The organism is Mesorhizobium sp. WSM4989 (assembly GCF_029625795.1).
Classification (GTDB): Bacteria; Pseudomonadota; Alphaproteobacteria; order Rhizobiales; family Rhizobiaceae; genus Mesorhizobium.
This window is the reverse complement of sequence record NZ_JARTVN010000001.1, coordinates 1958819-1974339: the sequence shown is the minus strand read 5'-3', so window position 1 is coordinate 1974339 and position 15521 is coordinate 1958819. Positions and strand designations below refer to the sequence as shown.

Here is a 15521-nt window from a genome sequence, read left to right as displayed (position 1 = left end):
CTTTCAGGGAAGATGGATCTCGTAAGGGTGCGAGAAATGGCACTCTTCGAGGTTGGCGCCGTCGCCGCCGCGATCGACGATGAGGAAGTCCTGTTCCTCGCCGATCGGCGTCAGCACGCCGTGCCAGAGGTTGCGCCGGTAGTTGATGCCCTGCCCGGGCGCGGTGATGAAGGCGTGCGGCTCGCCTGGGCCGTCCAGAGTGTCATGGCAGACGACAACCAGGAACGGCCGCGGCGACAACGGAATGAAGGCCTGGCTGCCGAGCGGATGGCGCTCGACCATGGTCAGTTTCAGAGGCATCTCGTAGGGGGTGCCGCGCACCATCGAGATCAGCACCTTGGCATTCGGCCCGGTGGCCTCGGCAGTGGCGAGATCGTGGTAGCGCATCGCCTTGCCGCCATTGATCGGGTAGCGGTTCTCGCCGCCCATATCGATCACGTCGCCAAACGGCGCGAAGTTTTCGCGTGTCAGCGGCTGGGCCACGATTTTGGTCACCGCGCGCGAGCCCCAAGGGCGCCGCCAAGCTTGGCGTGCCGGTTGACGTCCTTGTATAGCAGGTAGCGGAAATTCCCGGGACCGCCGGCGTAGCAGGCCTGCGGGCAAAAGGCGCGCAGCCACATGAAGTCGCCGGCCTCGACCTCGACCCAGTCCTGATTGAGGCGATAGACTGCCTTGCCTTCGAGCACATAGAGCCCATGCTCCATGACATGGGTCTCGGCGAAGGGGATGACCGCGCCGGGTTTGAGCGTGACGATGGTGACATGCATATCGTGGCGCATGTCGGCCGGGTCGACGAAGCGCGTCGTCGCCCAGTGGCCTCCCGTGCCGGGCATCGGGCTCGGCTCGACCTCCTTGTCGCTGCTGAAGAAGGCTTCCGGAACGTCGAGGCCGTCGACCGCCTCATAGGCCTTGCGGACCCAGTGGAAGCGGACCGCACCGCTGCTCTCATTGCGCACCGTCCAGCCGCTGCCCGGCGGGAGGAAGGCGAAGCCGCCTGGGCGAAGCACATGGTTCTTGCCGGCAAGCGAGACCGTAAGCTCGCCCTCGACCACGAACAGCACGCCCTCGGCTTCGGGGTCGAGCTCAGGCCGGTCGCTGCCGCCGCCGGGCAGGACCTCGACGATGTACTGCGAAAAGGTCTCGGCGAAACCCGAAAGCGGTCTTGCGATGATCCAGGCCCTCGTCTTGTCCCAGAACGGCAGCGGGCTGGTGACGATGTCCTGCATCACGCCCTTGGGGATCACCGCATAGGCTTCGGTGAAGACGGCGCGGCCGGTCAACAGCTCGTGCTGACCGGGATGGCCGCCATGCGGCGCGTAATAGGTTCGCTCGGCCATGTTCATCCTGTCCATGTGTTGAAGCCTATTTTGGAAGCATGTCTTTCAGCCGAAGCAGCGCGATGCGCTCGACTTGTTTGCACGCGGTCTCGAATTCATTGCTGCGGCTGTTGCCGATGCGCGCCTCGAACTCCGCCAGGATCTGGTCCTTGGTCTTGCCCTTGACCGCGATGATGAAGGGAAAGCCGAAGGTCGTGACATAGGCGGCGTTGAGCTTCGAAAACAGCTCGCGCTCCTTGTCGGTCAGCGCGTCGAGCCCGGCGGAGGCCTGTTCCTTGGCCGATTCCGCCGTCAGCCGCTTGGCCGCCGCCAGCTTGCCGGCGAGGTCGGGATGGGCGTTGAGCACGGAAAGCCGCTCGGCTTCGGTCGCCGCGCGGAAGACGCGGCAGAGCGCGTTGTGCAGGCCGCCGGCGCTGTCATGGGCCGGGCCGAGCTCCAGCTCGTAGGCCCGCTCGGCGATCCACGGCGAATGCTCGAACACCCCGCCGAAGGCATGCACGAATTCCTCGAATTCCATCCGGGACGGGCGCAGCGCCGGCGCCTGGTAGGGGTGCGTCTCGCGCCAGTGTTTTGCGATATCGATGCGCCGGGTCAGCCACACCTTGTCATGCGACTTCACATAGTCGACGAAGCGCTTCAGCGCCGCCACGCGGCCCGGACGGCCGACCAGCCGGCAATGCAGGCCGATGTTCATCATGCGCGGCCGCCCCGCCTTGCCCTCCGCATAGAGCGTGTCGAAACTGTCCTTCAGATAGGCGAAGAACTGGTCGCCCGAATTGAAGCCCTGCGGCGTGGCAAAGCGCATGTCGTTGGCGTCGAGCGTGTAGGGGATGATGAGCTGCGGCTTCTCCAGACCACCCCGGTCGAACCAGTAGGGCAATTCGTCGTCATATGTGTCGGAGACGTAATCGAAGCCGCCTTCCTCGGCGACGAGTCGCACCGTGCTGACCGAAGTGCGGCCGGTGTACCAGCCGGTCGGCCGCGCGCCGGTCACTTCGTAATGCAGACGGATCGTCTCTTCGAGGTCGCGTCGCTCGTCCTCCGCGCTATGGTCGCGGTAGTCGATCCATTTCAGCCCGTGCGAGGCGATCTCCCAGCCGGCCTCCTGCATCGCCGCGACCTGATCGGGGGAGCGTGCCAGCGCCGTGGCGACGCCGTAGCAGGTCACCGGCACCTCAGCTTGCGTGAACAGCCGGTAGAGCCGCCAGAAGCCGGCGCGGGCGCCGTATTCATAGATCGATTCCATGTTCCAGTGGCGCTGGCCGAGCCAGGGGGCGGCGCCGACGATCTCGGACAGGAAGGCTTCGGAAGCCTTGTCGCCGTGCAGCACGCAGTTCTCGCCGCCTTCTTCGTAATTGACGACGAACTGCACCGCGACATAGGCGCCGCCGGGCCATTTCGGGTCTGGCGGATTGGCTCCGTAACCGCGCATGTCCCGTTCGTAACGCATGATCGCTCCTGCCCGACTGTTGAGATGAAGATATCGAAAGGAGTGCTCGTGCATTCCCCCGAAAATTTTTGAAAGTCCTTTTTGCCGCACTCCGCTCGACCGGGGCTTATGCATCGCCTTTAATTGGCGCACAATTGACCTGAAAACGTTCGACTACTTGGGATGGGAGGCGGCCAGTGGCAGAAACGTCGAAAGCCGATGGCGGGCGTCTGACGACCCATGTCCTCGATACCGCGACCGGCAGGCCGGCGAAGGGCCTTTCGATCGGGCTTTTCCGCCTCGAAGGCCAGGCCCGCACGCATTTGAAGACCGTCACCACCAATGATGACGGCCGCTGCGACGCGCCGTTGCTTGCCGGCGCCGACTTCCGCACCGGCGAGTACGAGCTGGTCTTCGCTGCCGGCGATTATCTGCGCGGGCAGGGCGCCAGCCTGCCGGAGCCGGCTTTCCTCGACACCGTGCCGATCCGCTTCGGCATGGCGGAGGAGCGGCATTATCATGTGCCGCTCTTGATCTCGCCCTACGGCTACTCGACCTATCGCGGGAGCTGAGACATGGCCGACAAGACCCGTGACCAGATACGCTTCATCCTGAACGGCGACGATGTCGCGCTGAACGACATCGCCCCCGACGCGACCCTGCTCGACTGGCTGCGGTTGAACCGCTCGCTGCGCGGCACCAAGGAAGGCTGCGCCGAGGGCGATTGCGGCGCCTGCACGGTGCTGGTCGGCAAGCTGTCGGTCGAGGGCCTGGTCTATGAAAGCGTCAATGCTTGCATCCGCTTCATGGGCTCGCTCGACGGCACGCATGTCGTCACCGTTGAGCACCTGCGCGGCAATGGCGAACAGCTTCACCCCGTGCAGCAGGCGATCGTCGATTTCCATGGCTCGCAATGCGGCTTCTGCACGCCCGGTTTCGTCATGTCACTCTATGCGCTCTGGATGAAGACGCCCAATCCGTCCGACGCGGCGATCGAAAAGGCGCTGCAGGGCAATCTCTGCCGCTGTACCGGCTACGAGGCGATCATGCGCGCGGCGCGCGCCATATCAAGCTACGGCAAGGCGGCGAAGGACCCGCTGGCAGTGGAGCGCAAGGATATCACCGCACGGCTGGGAGCGCTGCGCGACGGCGCCAGGGTCGAGGTCGGTTCGGGTAGGCAGCGGCTGATCGTGCCGGCTGACGTCGACGATTTCGCCATGGTGCTCGAGAAGGGGCCTGGCGCCACCATCGTTGCCGGCTCAACCGATGTCGGGCTGTGGGTCACCAAGCATATGCGCGACATCTCGCCGGCTATCTTCATCGGTGGCCTCGACGGCTTGCGCACGATCTCGGAGACCGATGGCGTGATTACGATCGGCGCCGGCGTGACTTACAGCGAAGCCTTCGCCACGCTTTCCAGGCGTATCCCGGCCTTGGGACCGCTGGTCGACCGCATCGGCGGCGAGCAGGTGCGCAACATGGGCACCATCGGCGGCAACATCGCCAACGGCTCTCCGATCGGCGACACGCCGCCGCCGCTGATCGCGCTCGGCGCGCAGCTCACGCTCCGCAAGGGCAAAGCCCGACGCACGATCCCGCTCGAAACCTTCTTCATTGCCTATGGCAAGCAGGATCGGCAGCCCGGCGAATTCGTCGAGGCCGTCCATGTGCCCGTGCCGGCAGAGGGCACGAAATTTGCCGTCTACAAGGTCACCAAGCGCCGCGACGAGGACATTACTGCTACCCTCGGCGCCTTTTATCTGACCGAGGCCAAGGACGGCACCGTGGCGGATATCCATATCGCCTATGGCGGCATGGCGCCGACGCCGAAGCGGGCGACTGCGGTTGAAACCGCCCTTATCGGCAAAGTCTGGACCGAAGCGAGTGTCGAGTCCGCGATGGCCGAATACGCCAGCGACTTCACGCCAATTACCGATATGCGTGCAACGGCCGAGTATCGGGCGCTGGCGGCGAGAAATCTTTTGCTGCGTTTTTATATCGAAACCACCGGCACCGGGGCGCCGTTTCAAGTGACCCGCACCGAGGCGGCCTGATGAACAAGCACGCCACTTCCAACCTCAAGGCCGAAAAAATCGTCGGCGGCGTCGCCACCGAGCAGCGGCACGATTCCGCGCACAAGCATGTCAGCGGCGCCGCCGTCTATATCGACGACATGCCTGAGCCTGCCGGCACGCTGCATGTCGGCCTTGGCCTCGCCAATGTCGCGCACGGCATGCTGAAGAGCATCGATCTGTCGGCGGTGCGCGCAGCGCCAGGCGTCGTCGATGTGCTGACCTGTGCCGACGTGCCCGGCGAGAACGACGTCTCGCCGAGCAACATGCATGACGATCCGGTGCTCGCCGAGCACAAGGTGCACTTCTACGGCCAGCCGATCTTCGCCGTGGTAGCTGAGACACGCGAGGCGGCGCGCCGCGCGGCACGCCTGGCTAGGATCGAATATGACGAGCTTCCGGCTGTGATCGACATCTGGGACCTCGACCCGGTCAAGGACAAGCAGGTCACCACGCCGCTGATCCTGAAGCGCGGCGATGCGGCCGCGGCGATTGCGGCGGCACCCCGCCGCATCAAGAACCGCATGTGGCTTGGCGGCCAGGACCATTTCTACCTCGAGGGCCAGGTCTCGCTGACGATCCCCGGTGAGGACGACGAGGTGATCGTCTATTGCTCGACGCAGGGGCCGAGCGAGACGCAGCATCTGGTTGCGCATGCGCTCGGCGTGCCGAGCCATGCGGTGACGGTGGAAGTGCGCCGCATGGGCGGCGGCTTCGGCGGCAAGGAGACGCAGGCCAACCAATGCGCGGCCATAGCCGCCATCGCGGCCAAGAAGCTGGGGCGCGCGGTGAAGATCAGGCTCGACCGCGACGAGGACATGACCGCCACAGGCAAGCGGCATGATTTTGCCATCGACTACGAGGTCGGCTTCGACGACGAGGGCAACATCCTCGGCGTCGATTTCACCTATGCCCTGCGCTGCGGCTTCTCCGCCGACCTGTCCGGTCCGGTCGGCGACCGGGCGCTCTTCCATTGCGACAACGCTTACTTCTATCCGGCGGTGCACGCGAAATCGGCGCCGCTTTTCACCAACACGGTCTCGAACACCGCTTTCCGCGGCTTTGGCGGCCCGCAAGGCATGGTCGGCGCGGAGCGCGTCATCGACGAAGTGGCCTTCGCGGTCGGCAAGGATCCGCTCGAAATCCGCAAGCTCAATTTTTATGACCCGATGGATGCGATCGGCGAACGCTGCCTCACGCCCTATCACCAGAAGGTCGAGGACAACATCATCCACCGCATCGTCGCTGAGCTGGAGGAAAGCGCCAATTACGCGCGGCGGCGGCGCGAGATCAGCGCCTTCAACAACAACAGCCGCTTCATCAAGCGCGGCCTGGCGCTGACTCCGGTCAAGTTCGGCATTTCCTTCACAAAGACCGAGGCCAACCAGGCCGGCGCCCTGGTGCATGTCTATGCAGACGGCTCGGTGCATATGAACCATGGCGGCACCGAAATGGGCCAGGGCCTGCATCTCAAGGTGGCGCAGGTCGTCGCCGAGGAATTCCAGATCGATCTCGACCGGGTCAAGATCACCGCCACCACCACAGCCAAGGTGCCGAACACCTCGCCGACGGCGGCATCTTCCGGCGCCGACCTCAACGGCATGGCGGCGCAGGATGCCGCTCGGCAGATCCGCAAGCGGCTGACGGATTTCGCGGCCGAAAAATACCAGGTGCCGCTCGACCAGGTCGTGTTCCTACCCAACCGGGTGCGCATCGGCAACCAGGAAATCGCCTTCAACGATCTGGTCAAGCAAGCCTACATGAACCGCGTCCAGCTCTCGGCGGCTGGCTTCTACAAGACGCCGAAGATCCATTGGGACCGCAGCAAGGGCCGCGGCCATGCCTTCTACTACTACGCCTATGGCGCGGCCTGCTCGGAAGTCTCGGTCGATACGCTGACCGGCGAATATGTCGTCGAGCGCACCGACATCCTGCACGATGCCGGCCGCTCGCTGAACCGCGCGATCGACCTCGGCCAGGTCGAGGGCGGCTTCATCCAGGGCATGGGCTGGCTGACGACGGAAGAGCTTTGGTGGGACAACAGCGGCCGGCTGCGCACGCATGCGCCGTCGACCTACAAGATCCCGCTCGCTTCCGACCGGCCAAAAATCTTCAACGTCAAGTTGACCGACTGGTCATCGGCCTACGAGCCGACCATCCATCGCTCCAAGGCGGTCGGCGAGCCGCCGCTGCCGCACGGCATGTCGGTGCTGCATGCGCTCTCCGACGCGGTGGCGAGTGTCGCCGATCACAGGATCTGCCCGCGCCTCGATGCCCCGGCGACGCCGGAACGGGTGCTGATGGCGATCGAAAGGCTGAAGCGGGAAGCCGCAAAGCCGGCCTGAACCGGCCAAAACGTGCAATTCGAGGTGCGAAACGCTATATTTCCTGGGTGGAAATGCAGACGATGAACTCGAAAGTGCAAAGCCTGAAGGCGTTTCTCGGCCAGGCCGGCCGGGCCGCGCTCGTCGAGGTCGCGGCCACCAAGGGCTCGACCCCGCGCGAAGCCGGCGCCTTCATGCTCGTCTCACCATCGGCGATTTTCGGCACCATCGGCGGCGGCCAGCTTGAATTCATGGCGATCGACAAGGCGCGGCAGATGCTTTTCTCCTCCCTTGAGGGCGAGATGGCCGCGAAGCGGCCAGAGGGGGTGCTCTCAGAAGGCAAGCGAGCGCCGAGCACTGCCCCGGTGACCCAACCTGGCGGCTCCGCCGCCACCCTGCCCTGGAGGGGGAGGGAAGCCCGCATCGAGGTCGACGAAACCTGCGCGACCCTGGATGTTCCACTGGGTCCTGAAATCGGCCAATGCTGCGGCGGCCGAGTCGAGGTTCTGATCCGCTTGGTTGACGCTAAGATCGAACAGGAACTGGTAGCCAAGGCCGAGGCCGAGGAGGCGCATCTGCCGCATGTCTATGTCTTTGGCGGCGGCCATGTCGGCCAGGCGCTGGCCGCGTCGTTGGCGCTGCTGCCCATTCATGTGGAGGTCGTCGAGACGCGGGCCGATGCGCTGGAAGGCATGCCGGAAACGGTTGAGACGCGGCTGACGCCGATGCCCGAAGCGGTGGTGCGCGAAGCCCGTGCGGGATCGGCCTTCGCCATCCTCACCCATGACCATGCGCTGGATTTCCTGATCGTCGCCGAGGCGCTGAAGCGCGACGACGCCGCCTATGTCGGCATGATCGGCTCGAAGACCAAGAAGGCGACGTTCAAGAACTGGTTCCTGAAGTCCGACGAGGGCAGCGAGGCCCAGTTCAACCGTCTCGTCTCGCCGATCGGCGGCAATGCCGTGAAGGACAAGCGCCCGCCGGTGATCGCCGCGCTCGCCGCCGCCGAGATCATGACGGCGCTGGTGTCGCATGCGGTCCAGGCCTCGGCCGCGCCCGCAAAGGCGATGGCCGGCTGATTCAGCCGGGGAGGAGCCTAGCCGGCTATTCCTTTTCCTGCGTATGCGCTTCGAGGAACCACAGCAACTTGTCGAGCGAACGCGAGTAGGCGGTAAAAATGTCGGCGGTGTCGGCATCGCCGGCGTCGTCCGCCTCGTCGATCGCCTCACGCGCCAGCCTGGCAGCGGTGGCATAGCGGTCGATCAGCGCCGCCAGATGATCCTTGGTCTTGTGGATGTCGGTCGGATAGGGCTGGAGCTTCGTTGCCCTCGACACCTCCTGCGAGGTGCCGTGCGCGGTGCCGCCAAGCTGCACGGCGCGTTCTGCGATGATGTCGACATGGCCGTCGATCTCCTCGCGGAACTCGTCGAGCATCTCATGGATGGCGATGAACTGCGGGCCCTTGACGTTCCAGTGCGCCTGCTTGGTGACCAGCGCCAGGTCGATGGCATCGGCAAGCCTGGCATTGAGAAGATCGATCGATTCCTTCTTGGCGTCGGATTTGAGGTCGTTCTTGGTGACAATGGCGTCCATGGTCGGCTCCTGTGGCGCTGGGTCGCTGTGAAAGCTGGGGACTTGGTCTCGAAGGGCGGCCGTGCAGCCGCCAATCGCCAGAACGGCGACGGAGCGGGTTTCGTTCCGCGTCGGATCGAGGGGCGCACAGCTGGCGAAGGTATGACTGATGCTCACAGCTGCTCGTCGCTTTCTTCGTTTCCCAAACCGGATTGAACCGTGTTTTCTGCACGCCTGGCGAACACGAATGACGAACACGGGACGAGCGACATGGATGTCTTGCGCATAGCGGCATTTTCGGACGGCAACAGCGGCGGCAACCCGGCCGGCGTGGTGATTGGCGAGGTTCTGCCCGACGCCGCAGACATGCAGCGCGTCGCTGCAGAGGTCGGCTTTTCCGAGACCGCCTTTGCCGCACGTGAAGGCGACGGCTGGCGTGTCCGCTACTTTTCGCCCGAATCGGAAGTGCCGTTCTGCGGCCATGCCACCATCGCGCTGGGCGCGGCCCTCGTTAGAAAGTTCGGTGACGGAATTTTCAAGCTGCTCCTGAATCAGGCCGCCATCACCGTCGAAGGGTTTCGCGGCGGCGCCAACTTTGCCGCCGCCCTGCAGTCGCCGCCGACGCGCAGCCGGCCGGCCCCGTCGGAGCTGGCCGGCGAGACCCTGGCCATGTTCGGTTACCAGCCGGGCGATCTCGATCCCGCCATTCCGCCGGCGCTGATTCATGGCGGCGCCGACCATCTGGTGCTGGCCTTGAAGTCGCGCAAGGCGCTCGCCGCCATGGCCTATGACCTGAAACAGGGCCGGGCCCTGATGCGGCGCGAGGGACTGGTAACGATCCTGCTCGCCTATGCCGAAACGCCGCGTCTCTTCCACACGCGCAATCCCTTCGCTTCCGGCGGCGTCTACGAGGATCCGGCGACCGGCGCTGCCGCCGCCGCCTTTGCCGGCTATCTGCGCGACATTGGCTGGGCGCATGGCGGCGCGATCGATATCGCTCAGGGCGAGGATATGGGCATGCGCTCGCGGCTGCATGCCGATATTCCGCCCACCCCGGGCAGCTCGATCCGGGTATCCGGCACAGCCCGCCTGATGGACGAAGACTGAGTGTGGTCACCCACGCGAAGGCGCGTGCCCGCCAGCCCTACCTACCGGCAAGAATGTCCTTGATCAGCCGCTGGCAGCGATCGGCCATGAAGTCGAGCAGCAGGCGCACCTTCGGATCCTGCAGCTTCTTGTGCGGATAGACGGCAGCGAACTGCACCGGCGTCGGCGGCGTCGTTGCCAGGATCACTCTCAGCCGCTGATCGCGGATGAACGGCTCGACCTCGAAGCGCGGCTTGTTGATGATGCCGCGCCCCGACAGCGCCCAGCCTGTCAGCACATCGCCATCGTCCGTATCGTAGGGTCCATGCACCTCGAATTTCTGCGGACCGTTCGGCGTCTGCAGCGTCCAGACATATTCGCGCGTGCCGGAATAGCGCAGCATCAGGCAATCATGTTTCTTGCCGATCAGTTCCTGCGGCTCGACCGGCTCGCCGCGCGCCTCGAGGTATTTCGGCGCCGCCACCAGCACGCGCTCGCATTCCATGATGCCGCGCATCCGAAGGCTGGAATCCTCGATGATGCCAAGCCGGAAGGCGACGTCGATGCCTTCCTTCATGATGTCGACATTGTGGTCGGAGAGTCTCAGCCGCACCTCGATATCGGGGTATTTGTCGTGGAAATCCGGAATGCCCGAGGCGATCAGCCGCCGGCCGAGGCCGAGCGGCGCCGTTACCTTGATCGTGCCGCGCGGCTGGCCGGAGAGTGCTGCGACCGCGGCCTCCGCCTCGGTGATCGCGTCCAGCACCTGCTTGGCGCCGGTGTAGAACACGGTGCCGTGCTCGGTCGGCATCAGCTGCCTCGTGGTGCGGTTGAACAGCCGCACGCCGAGGTGCTTCTCCAACTCCTTGATGCGGTTGGAGGCGACCGCCGGTGAGATGCGCATGTCGCGCCCGGCCGCCGACAGATTGCCGAGCTCGACGACGCGGACGAAGACGGCGATGTTGTCGAGATAGGCCATGCGACGGTCGTGGCTCTCAAATGGCTGCGTGGGACGACCCTAGTATTTTCCATTTTTTTTTGAAAGTCATCGCGCGCCCCGCCTCTTTTCGTTTGCGCTCCAGACCGTAAAGTCGCCTGATCGGCAGGGACGATTTCCCAGGGGCGACTCGATGATGGATTTTGCGATTTTCTGGGACTGGCTGAGCTTCGCCGTCCGCTGGCTGCATGTCATCACCGGCATCGCCTGGATCGGCTCGTCCTTCTATTTCGTCGCCCTCGATCTCGGGCTGCGCCAGCGTCCCGGCCTGCCCGCCGGCGCCTTCGGCGAGGAGTGGCAGGTGCATGGCGGCGGCTTCTACCACATCCAGAAATATCTCGTGGCGCCGGCGGAGATGCCGGAGCACCTGACCTGGTTCAAATGGGAATCCTACGCCACCTGGCTGTCGGGCTTCGCCATGCTTTGCGTGGTCTATTATGCCGGCGCCGACCTCTTCCTGATCGACCCCAACGTGCTCAACATCTCGGTACCCGTCGGCATCCTCTTGTCGCTGGCAACGATCGGCGTCGGCTGGATCGTCTATGACCTGCTCTGCCGCTCGCCGCTCGGCAAAAGCGATACCGGCCTGATGCTGGTGCTCTACTTCGTGCTGGTCTTCATCGCCTGGGGGCTGACGCACCTCTTCACCGGCCGCGCCGCCTTCCTGCATCTCGGCGCCATCACCGCCACGATCATGTCGGCCAATGTCTTCATGGTCATCATCCCCAACCAGAAGATCGTCGTGGCCGACCTGATCGCCGGCCGCAAGCCGGACCCGAAATACGGCAAGATTGCCAAGCAGCGCTCGCTGCACAACAACTACCTGACCTTGCCGGTGCTGTTTCTGATGCTGTCGAACCACTACCCGCTGGCCTTCGGCACCCAATTCAACTGGGTCATCGCCTCGCTGGTCTTCATCATCGGCGTGCTGATTCGGCACTATTTCAACACCGTGCACGCGAGGAAGGGGAACCCGACCTGGACCTGGCTGGGTGCCGCCGTGCTGTTCATGGTCGTCATCTGGCTGTCGACCGTGCCCAAGGTGCTGACGGGGGAGTCCAAGACCTCCGCGGCATCCGCTGCTGCCCAGGTCTACATTGCCTCGGCGCATTTCCCGGCCGTGCGCGACACCGTGCTCGGCCGTTGTTCGATGTGCCATACCGAAGAGCCGGCCTATGAAGGAATTTACCATGCGCCGAAGGGCGTGTTGCTCGACACCGACGCGCGCATCGCCGAGCATGCCCGGGAGATCTACCTCCAGGCCGGCCGCGCGCATGCCATGCCGCCCGCCAACGTCACTCAGATAACCGACCAGGAACGGGCCCTTTTGGTGGCCTGGTTCGAAGGCGCCGGAAAGTAAGCATGACCTCGAAACTCCTGCGCGGCCGCACGCTCTCCTTCCTGCGCTGGCCCGAAGCAATCGACGACCATTCCGCCTGGCGCTACGAGGAGGATGGCGGGCTGCTGATCGACGACGGCAAGATCATTGCCGCCGGTCCGTATGCCGAGATCGCCAAGCGCGCCGGCGCCGGCGTCGAGACGATCGATCATCGCCCGCATCTCATCCTGCCGGGCTTCATCGATGCGCATGTGCATGTTCCGCAGATGCAGATCATCGCGTCCTACGGCGCCGAGCTGCTCGACTGGCTGAACAAATACACCTTTCCGGAGGAGTCGAAATTCGCGAACGCGCAGCATGGCCGCCGCATCGCCAGGCTCTTCCTCGACGAGATGCTGCGCCAGGGCACGACGACGGTCGTCGCCTATTGCTCGGTGCACAAATCTTCGGCCGAAGCCTTCTTCGCCGAATCGCACGACCGCAATATGCTCAACATCGCCGGCAAGGTGATGATGGACCGCAATGCGCCGGAGGGCGTGCTCGACACGCCGCAGACCGGCTATGACGACAGCAAGGCGCTGATTGCTGAATGGCACGGCAAGGGACGCCAGCTCTATGCCACCACCCCGCGCTTCGCCATCACCTCCTCGCCCGAGCAGATGGAGATGGCCGGCGCGCTCTGCCGTGAGCATCCCGATCTGCACATGCAGACGCATCTGTCGGAAAACCACGCCGAGATCGCCTTCACCCAGGAGCTCTACCCCTGGTCGCGCGACTACACTGACGTCTACGAGCATTACGGCCTGCTGGGCAAAAAGAGCCTGTTCGGCCACTGCATTCATCTTTCCGAGCGCGAAGCCGATGCGCTGTCGCAATCGGGTTCGGTTGCGGTGTTCTGCCCGACCTCCAATCTCTTCCTCGGCTCCGGCCTGTTCGACTACCAGCGCTACCGCCGCCGCGAAAAGCCGCTCAGGATCGCTGCCGCCAGCGATGTCGGCGGCGGCACCAACTATTCGATGCTGCGGACCATGGAGGAGGGCTACAAAGTCATCGCGCTGAATGGCGAGAAGCTGAACCCCTTCCAGTCCTTCTGGCAGCTGACGCGCGGCAATGCCGAGGCGCTGTCTGTCGCCGAAAAAATCGGCACGCTGGAAGAAGGCACGGATGCCGACATTGTCGTGCTCGACGCCAACGCCACGCCGGCGATGCGGCTGAGGATGGAGACGGTGGAGACCCTTGCGGAAGAGCTCTTCCTGCTACAGACGCTGGGCGACGATCGCGCCGTGAGCGAGGTCTATGTGGCGGGCCGGCCGGCCAAGAGCGCGATTGTCGCATAGATTACATGTGCTCGTCGCTTGACCCCGCGTCAGCCATCGGCCAAAGCGTGCGTCGACATTGACAGGGGAAACGCCATGGCTGCCGCCGACGACATCGCTCTGATCAAGAAACAAGAAGCCACGCTGGTCTTTCCGGCCTTCGACGAAGCCGTGGCCTTCCAGATAGGCGCGGCGATCAGGGAGCGGGCGCTCAACGAAAACCTGCCGATTATCGTCGATATTAGGACCTTCGACCGTCCCCTATTCTATGCCGCTATGCCGGGCTCCAACGCCTCCAACCCCGACTGGGCGCGGCGCAAGATCAATGTCGTCAAGCGCTATCTCAGAAGCACCTATCGCATGGTGCTGGAGCAGCAGCGACCCGACCGCACCTTCAAGGTCGGCGAAGCACTCGACATTGCCGACTATGTGCTGGCCGGCGGCGGCTTTCCCGTCGCGGTGAAGGGCGCAGGCGTGATCGGCGTCATCGCCGTCTCCGGTCTGCCCGAACGAGAAGACCACGGTGTCGTTGTCGATGCGCTCTGCGCCCATCTCGGAGTCGATGCGAGCAAGCTCAAGTTGCCGCCGGAAGAGCAATGACCGATCCAAAAACTTTCCTTACGTCGATCTTCAACGCCGCCGTCGCCGCTGCCGATCCGGAAAAGACGATCCGCAATCATTTGCCGGCAAAGCCGAAGGGCCGCACCATCGTTATCGGCGCCGGCAAGGGCTCGGCGCAGATGGCGGCGGCCTTCGAGAAGGTCTGGGATGGTCCGATCGATGGGCTGATCGTGACCCGCTACGGCTATGGCGCCAGATGCGAGCGCATCGAGATCATCGAGGCGGCGCACCCGGTGCCGGACGCCGCCGGCCTCGAAGCCTCGCGTCGGCTGTTGGAGAAGGTGCGGGGACTGAGCGCGGACGATCTGGTCGTGGCGCTGATTTCGGGCGGCGGCTCGGCGCTGCTGCCGTCGCCCGCTCCCGGCCTGACTCTTGCCGACGAGATCGCCGTCAACGAGGCGCTGCTCGCTTCCGGCGCGCCGATCGCGGCGATGAACACCATCCGCAAGCACATCTCGACCATAAAGGGCGGCCGGCTGGCCGGCGCCGCTCATCCGGCCCGAGTCGTATCGCTGGTCGTCTCCGACATTCCCGGCGACAATCCGGCGCTGGTGGCCTCGGGGCCGACCGTCCCCGACACCGGCAGCCGCGCGGATGCGCTGGCGTCGATCGCCGCCTACGGCATGAGCCTGCCGGATGCGGTCATGGCGCATATCCAGTCTGCCGCAGCCGATGCGCCACGCTCCGACGATCCGCGCTTTGCCGGCAATCAAGTGCATCTCATCGCCTCGGCCGGCGTCTCGCTGGAAGCCGCGGCCGCCGCAGCGAAGCGGCAAGGCATCGAGGCCGTCATCCTGTCGGATTCGATCGAGGGCGAGGCGCGCGAGGTCGGCGGCGTGCATGCCGCGATTGCCCGCGAGGTGGCGACCCGTAACCGGCCTTTCGAGAAGCCGATGCTGATCCTCTCCGGCGGCGAGACGACGGTAACGCTGCGGGCGAAGGGCAAGGGCGGCCGGAACTCCGAATTCCTGCTTGCCTTCGCCATCGGTATCGATGGGGTCAGCGGCATCCATGCTTTAGCCGCTGACACCGACGGCATCGACGGCTCCGAGGACAATGCCGGCGCCTTCGCCGACGGCACGACCCTGGCGCGCATGCGTGCCGCAGGCGTCGATGCTAAGGCTATGCTTGCCGGCAACAATGCCTGGACCGCCTTCAACGCGGTCGGCGATCTGTTCGTGCCCGGTCCGACCGGGACCAACGTCAATGATCTAAGGGCGATACTCGTCCGGTAGCGCAATAAACGGCTGAAGTCGTCATTCCAGGGCGAAGCAGGAGCGAAGCTCCGTCGCGGAGACCCTGGAATCCATTCCGTGACCTCGGGCATGGAATGCAGCGGAGCAGAATTGTGCATCGTTGCGACGCCTGCAGGTAACGGAATGATCCTCAGGTCTGCGCGCGTCGCTCCGCTCCTTGCTTCGCCCGTGG

14 protein-coding genes are annotated in these 15521 nt (G+C 64.6%); 9 read left to right on the top strand and 5 right to left on the bottom strand.

Annotation, left to right across the window (positions count from 1 at the left end; genetic code table 11):
- Nucleotides 1-3 precede the first annotated feature (3 nt).
- From P9217_RS09490 to puuE, 3 genes are read right to left on the bottom strand one after another with little or no spacing between them, the layout of a single operon-like run.
- Nucleotides 4-495: an ureidoglycolate lyase gene (locus tag P9217_RS09490; RefSeq protein ID WP_278086139.1), complete on the bottom strand. Its 492-nt coding sequence runs from the start codon at nt 493-495 to the stop codon at nt 4-6.
- Nucleotides 492-1352 carry a bifunctional allantoicase/(S)-ureidoglycine aminohydrolase gene (locus P9217_RS09485; protein WP_067324113.1) on the bottom strand — a complete coding sequence of 287 codons (861 nt, stop codon included), beginning with the start codon at nt 1350-1352 and terminating at the stop codon, nt 492-494. Before P9217_RS09485 ends, P9217_RS09490 begins: the two co-directional genes overlap by 4 nt.
- A gap of 10 nt (nt 1353-1362) precedes the next feature.
- The gene (puuE, locus tag P9217_RS09480; RefSeq protein WP_278086140.1) at nt 1363-2787 is read right to left on the bottom strand and encodes an allantoinase PuuE; all 1425 of its coding nucleotides are present in this window, start codon (nt 2785-2787) and stop codon (nt 1363-1365) included.
- A gap of 176 nt (nt 2788-2963) precedes the next feature.
- Between puuE and uraH the strand changes: the two genes are divergently transcribed.
- From uraH to xdhC, 4 genes are all read left to right on the top strand, one after another.
- Nucleotides 2964-3338, top strand: coding sequence for a hydroxyisourate hydrolase (gene uraH / locus P9217_RS09475; RefSeq protein ID WP_066995957.1), 375 nt, complete (start codon nt 2964-2966; stop codon nt 3336-3338).
- Between the two features lie 3 nt (nt 3339-3341).
- A complete protein-coding gene (xdhA, locus tag P9217_RS09470) occupies nt 3342-4820 on the top strand; it encodes a xanthine dehydrogenase small subunit (RefSeq protein WP_278086141.1) in 1479 nt (492 codons plus the stop codon).
- The gene (gene xdhB, locus P9217_RS09465) at nt 4820-7183 is read left to right on the top strand and encodes a xanthine dehydrogenase molybdopterin binding subunit (RefSeq protein WP_278086142.1); all 2364 of its coding nucleotides are present in this window, start codon (nt 4820-4822) and stop codon (nt 7181-7183) included. Before xdhA ends, xdhB begins: the two co-directional genes overlap by 1 nt.
- 62 nt (nt 7184-7245) lie before the next feature.
- Nucleotides 7246-8241: a xanthine dehydrogenase accessory protein XdhC gene (xdhC, locus tag P9217_RS09460; RefSeq protein WP_127214761.1), complete on the top strand. Its 996-nt coding sequence runs from the start codon at nt 7246-7248 to the stop codon at nt 8239-8241.
- Nucleotides 8242-8266: 25 nt separating this feature from the next.
- On the opposite strand, the gene dps is transcribed toward xdhC, so the two are convergent.
- The gene (gene dps / locus P9217_RS09455) at nt 8267-8755 is read right to left on the bottom strand and encodes a DNA starvation/stationary phase protection protein Dps (RefSeq protein ID WP_067324121.1); all 489 of its coding nucleotides are present in this window, start codon (nt 8753-8755) and stop codon (nt 8267-8269) included.
- A gap of 249 nt (nt 8756-9004) precedes the next feature.
- Here dps and P9217_RS09450 point away from each other — a divergent pair, with 249 nt between their 5' ends.
- Nucleotides 9005-9841: a PhzF family phenazine biosynthesis protein gene (locus P9217_RS09450; protein ID WP_278086143.1), complete on the top strand. Its 837-nt coding sequence runs from the start codon at nt 9005-9007 to the stop codon at nt 9839-9841.
- Between the two features lie 37 nt (nt 9842-9878).
- On the opposite strand, the gene P9217_RS09445 is transcribed toward P9217_RS09450, so the two are convergent.
- The gene (locus P9217_RS09445) at nt 9879-10799 is read right to left on the bottom strand and encodes a LysR family transcriptional regulator (protein ID WP_067324122.1); all 921 of its coding nucleotides are present in this window, start codon (nt 10797-10799) and stop codon (nt 9879-9881) included.
- Between the two features lie 151 nt (nt 10800-10950).
- Here P9217_RS09445 and P9217_RS09440 point away from each other — a divergent pair, with 151 nt between their 5' ends.
- From P9217_RS09440 to P9217_RS09425, 4 genes are all read left to right on the top strand, one after another.
- Complete coding sequence (locus tag P9217_RS09440; protein WP_127214755.1) at nt 10951-12177, top strand: urate hydroxylase PuuD; 1227 nt, start codon at nt 10951-10953, stop codon at nt 12175-12177.
- A gap of 2 nt (nt 12178-12179) precedes the next feature.
- A complete protein-coding gene (gene guaD / locus P9217_RS09435; RefSeq protein WP_067324126.1) occupies nt 12180-13493 on the top strand; it encodes a guanine deaminase in 1314 nt (437 codons plus the stop codon).
- Nucleotides 13494-13568: 75 nt separating this feature from the next.
- Nucleotides 13569-14072, top strand: coding sequence for a heme-degrading domain-containing protein (locus tag P9217_RS09430; protein WP_067324128.1), 504 nt, complete (start codon nt 13569-13571; stop codon nt 14070-14072).
- Nucleotides 14069-15328 carry a glycerate kinase gene (locus P9217_RS09425; RefSeq protein ID WP_278086144.1) on the top strand — a complete coding sequence of 420 codons (1260 nt, stop codon included), beginning with the start codon at nt 14069-14071 and terminating at the stop codon, nt 15326-15328. Before P9217_RS09430 ends, P9217_RS09425 begins: the two co-directional genes overlap by 4 nt.
- Nucleotides 15329-15521 lie beyond the last annotated feature (193 nt).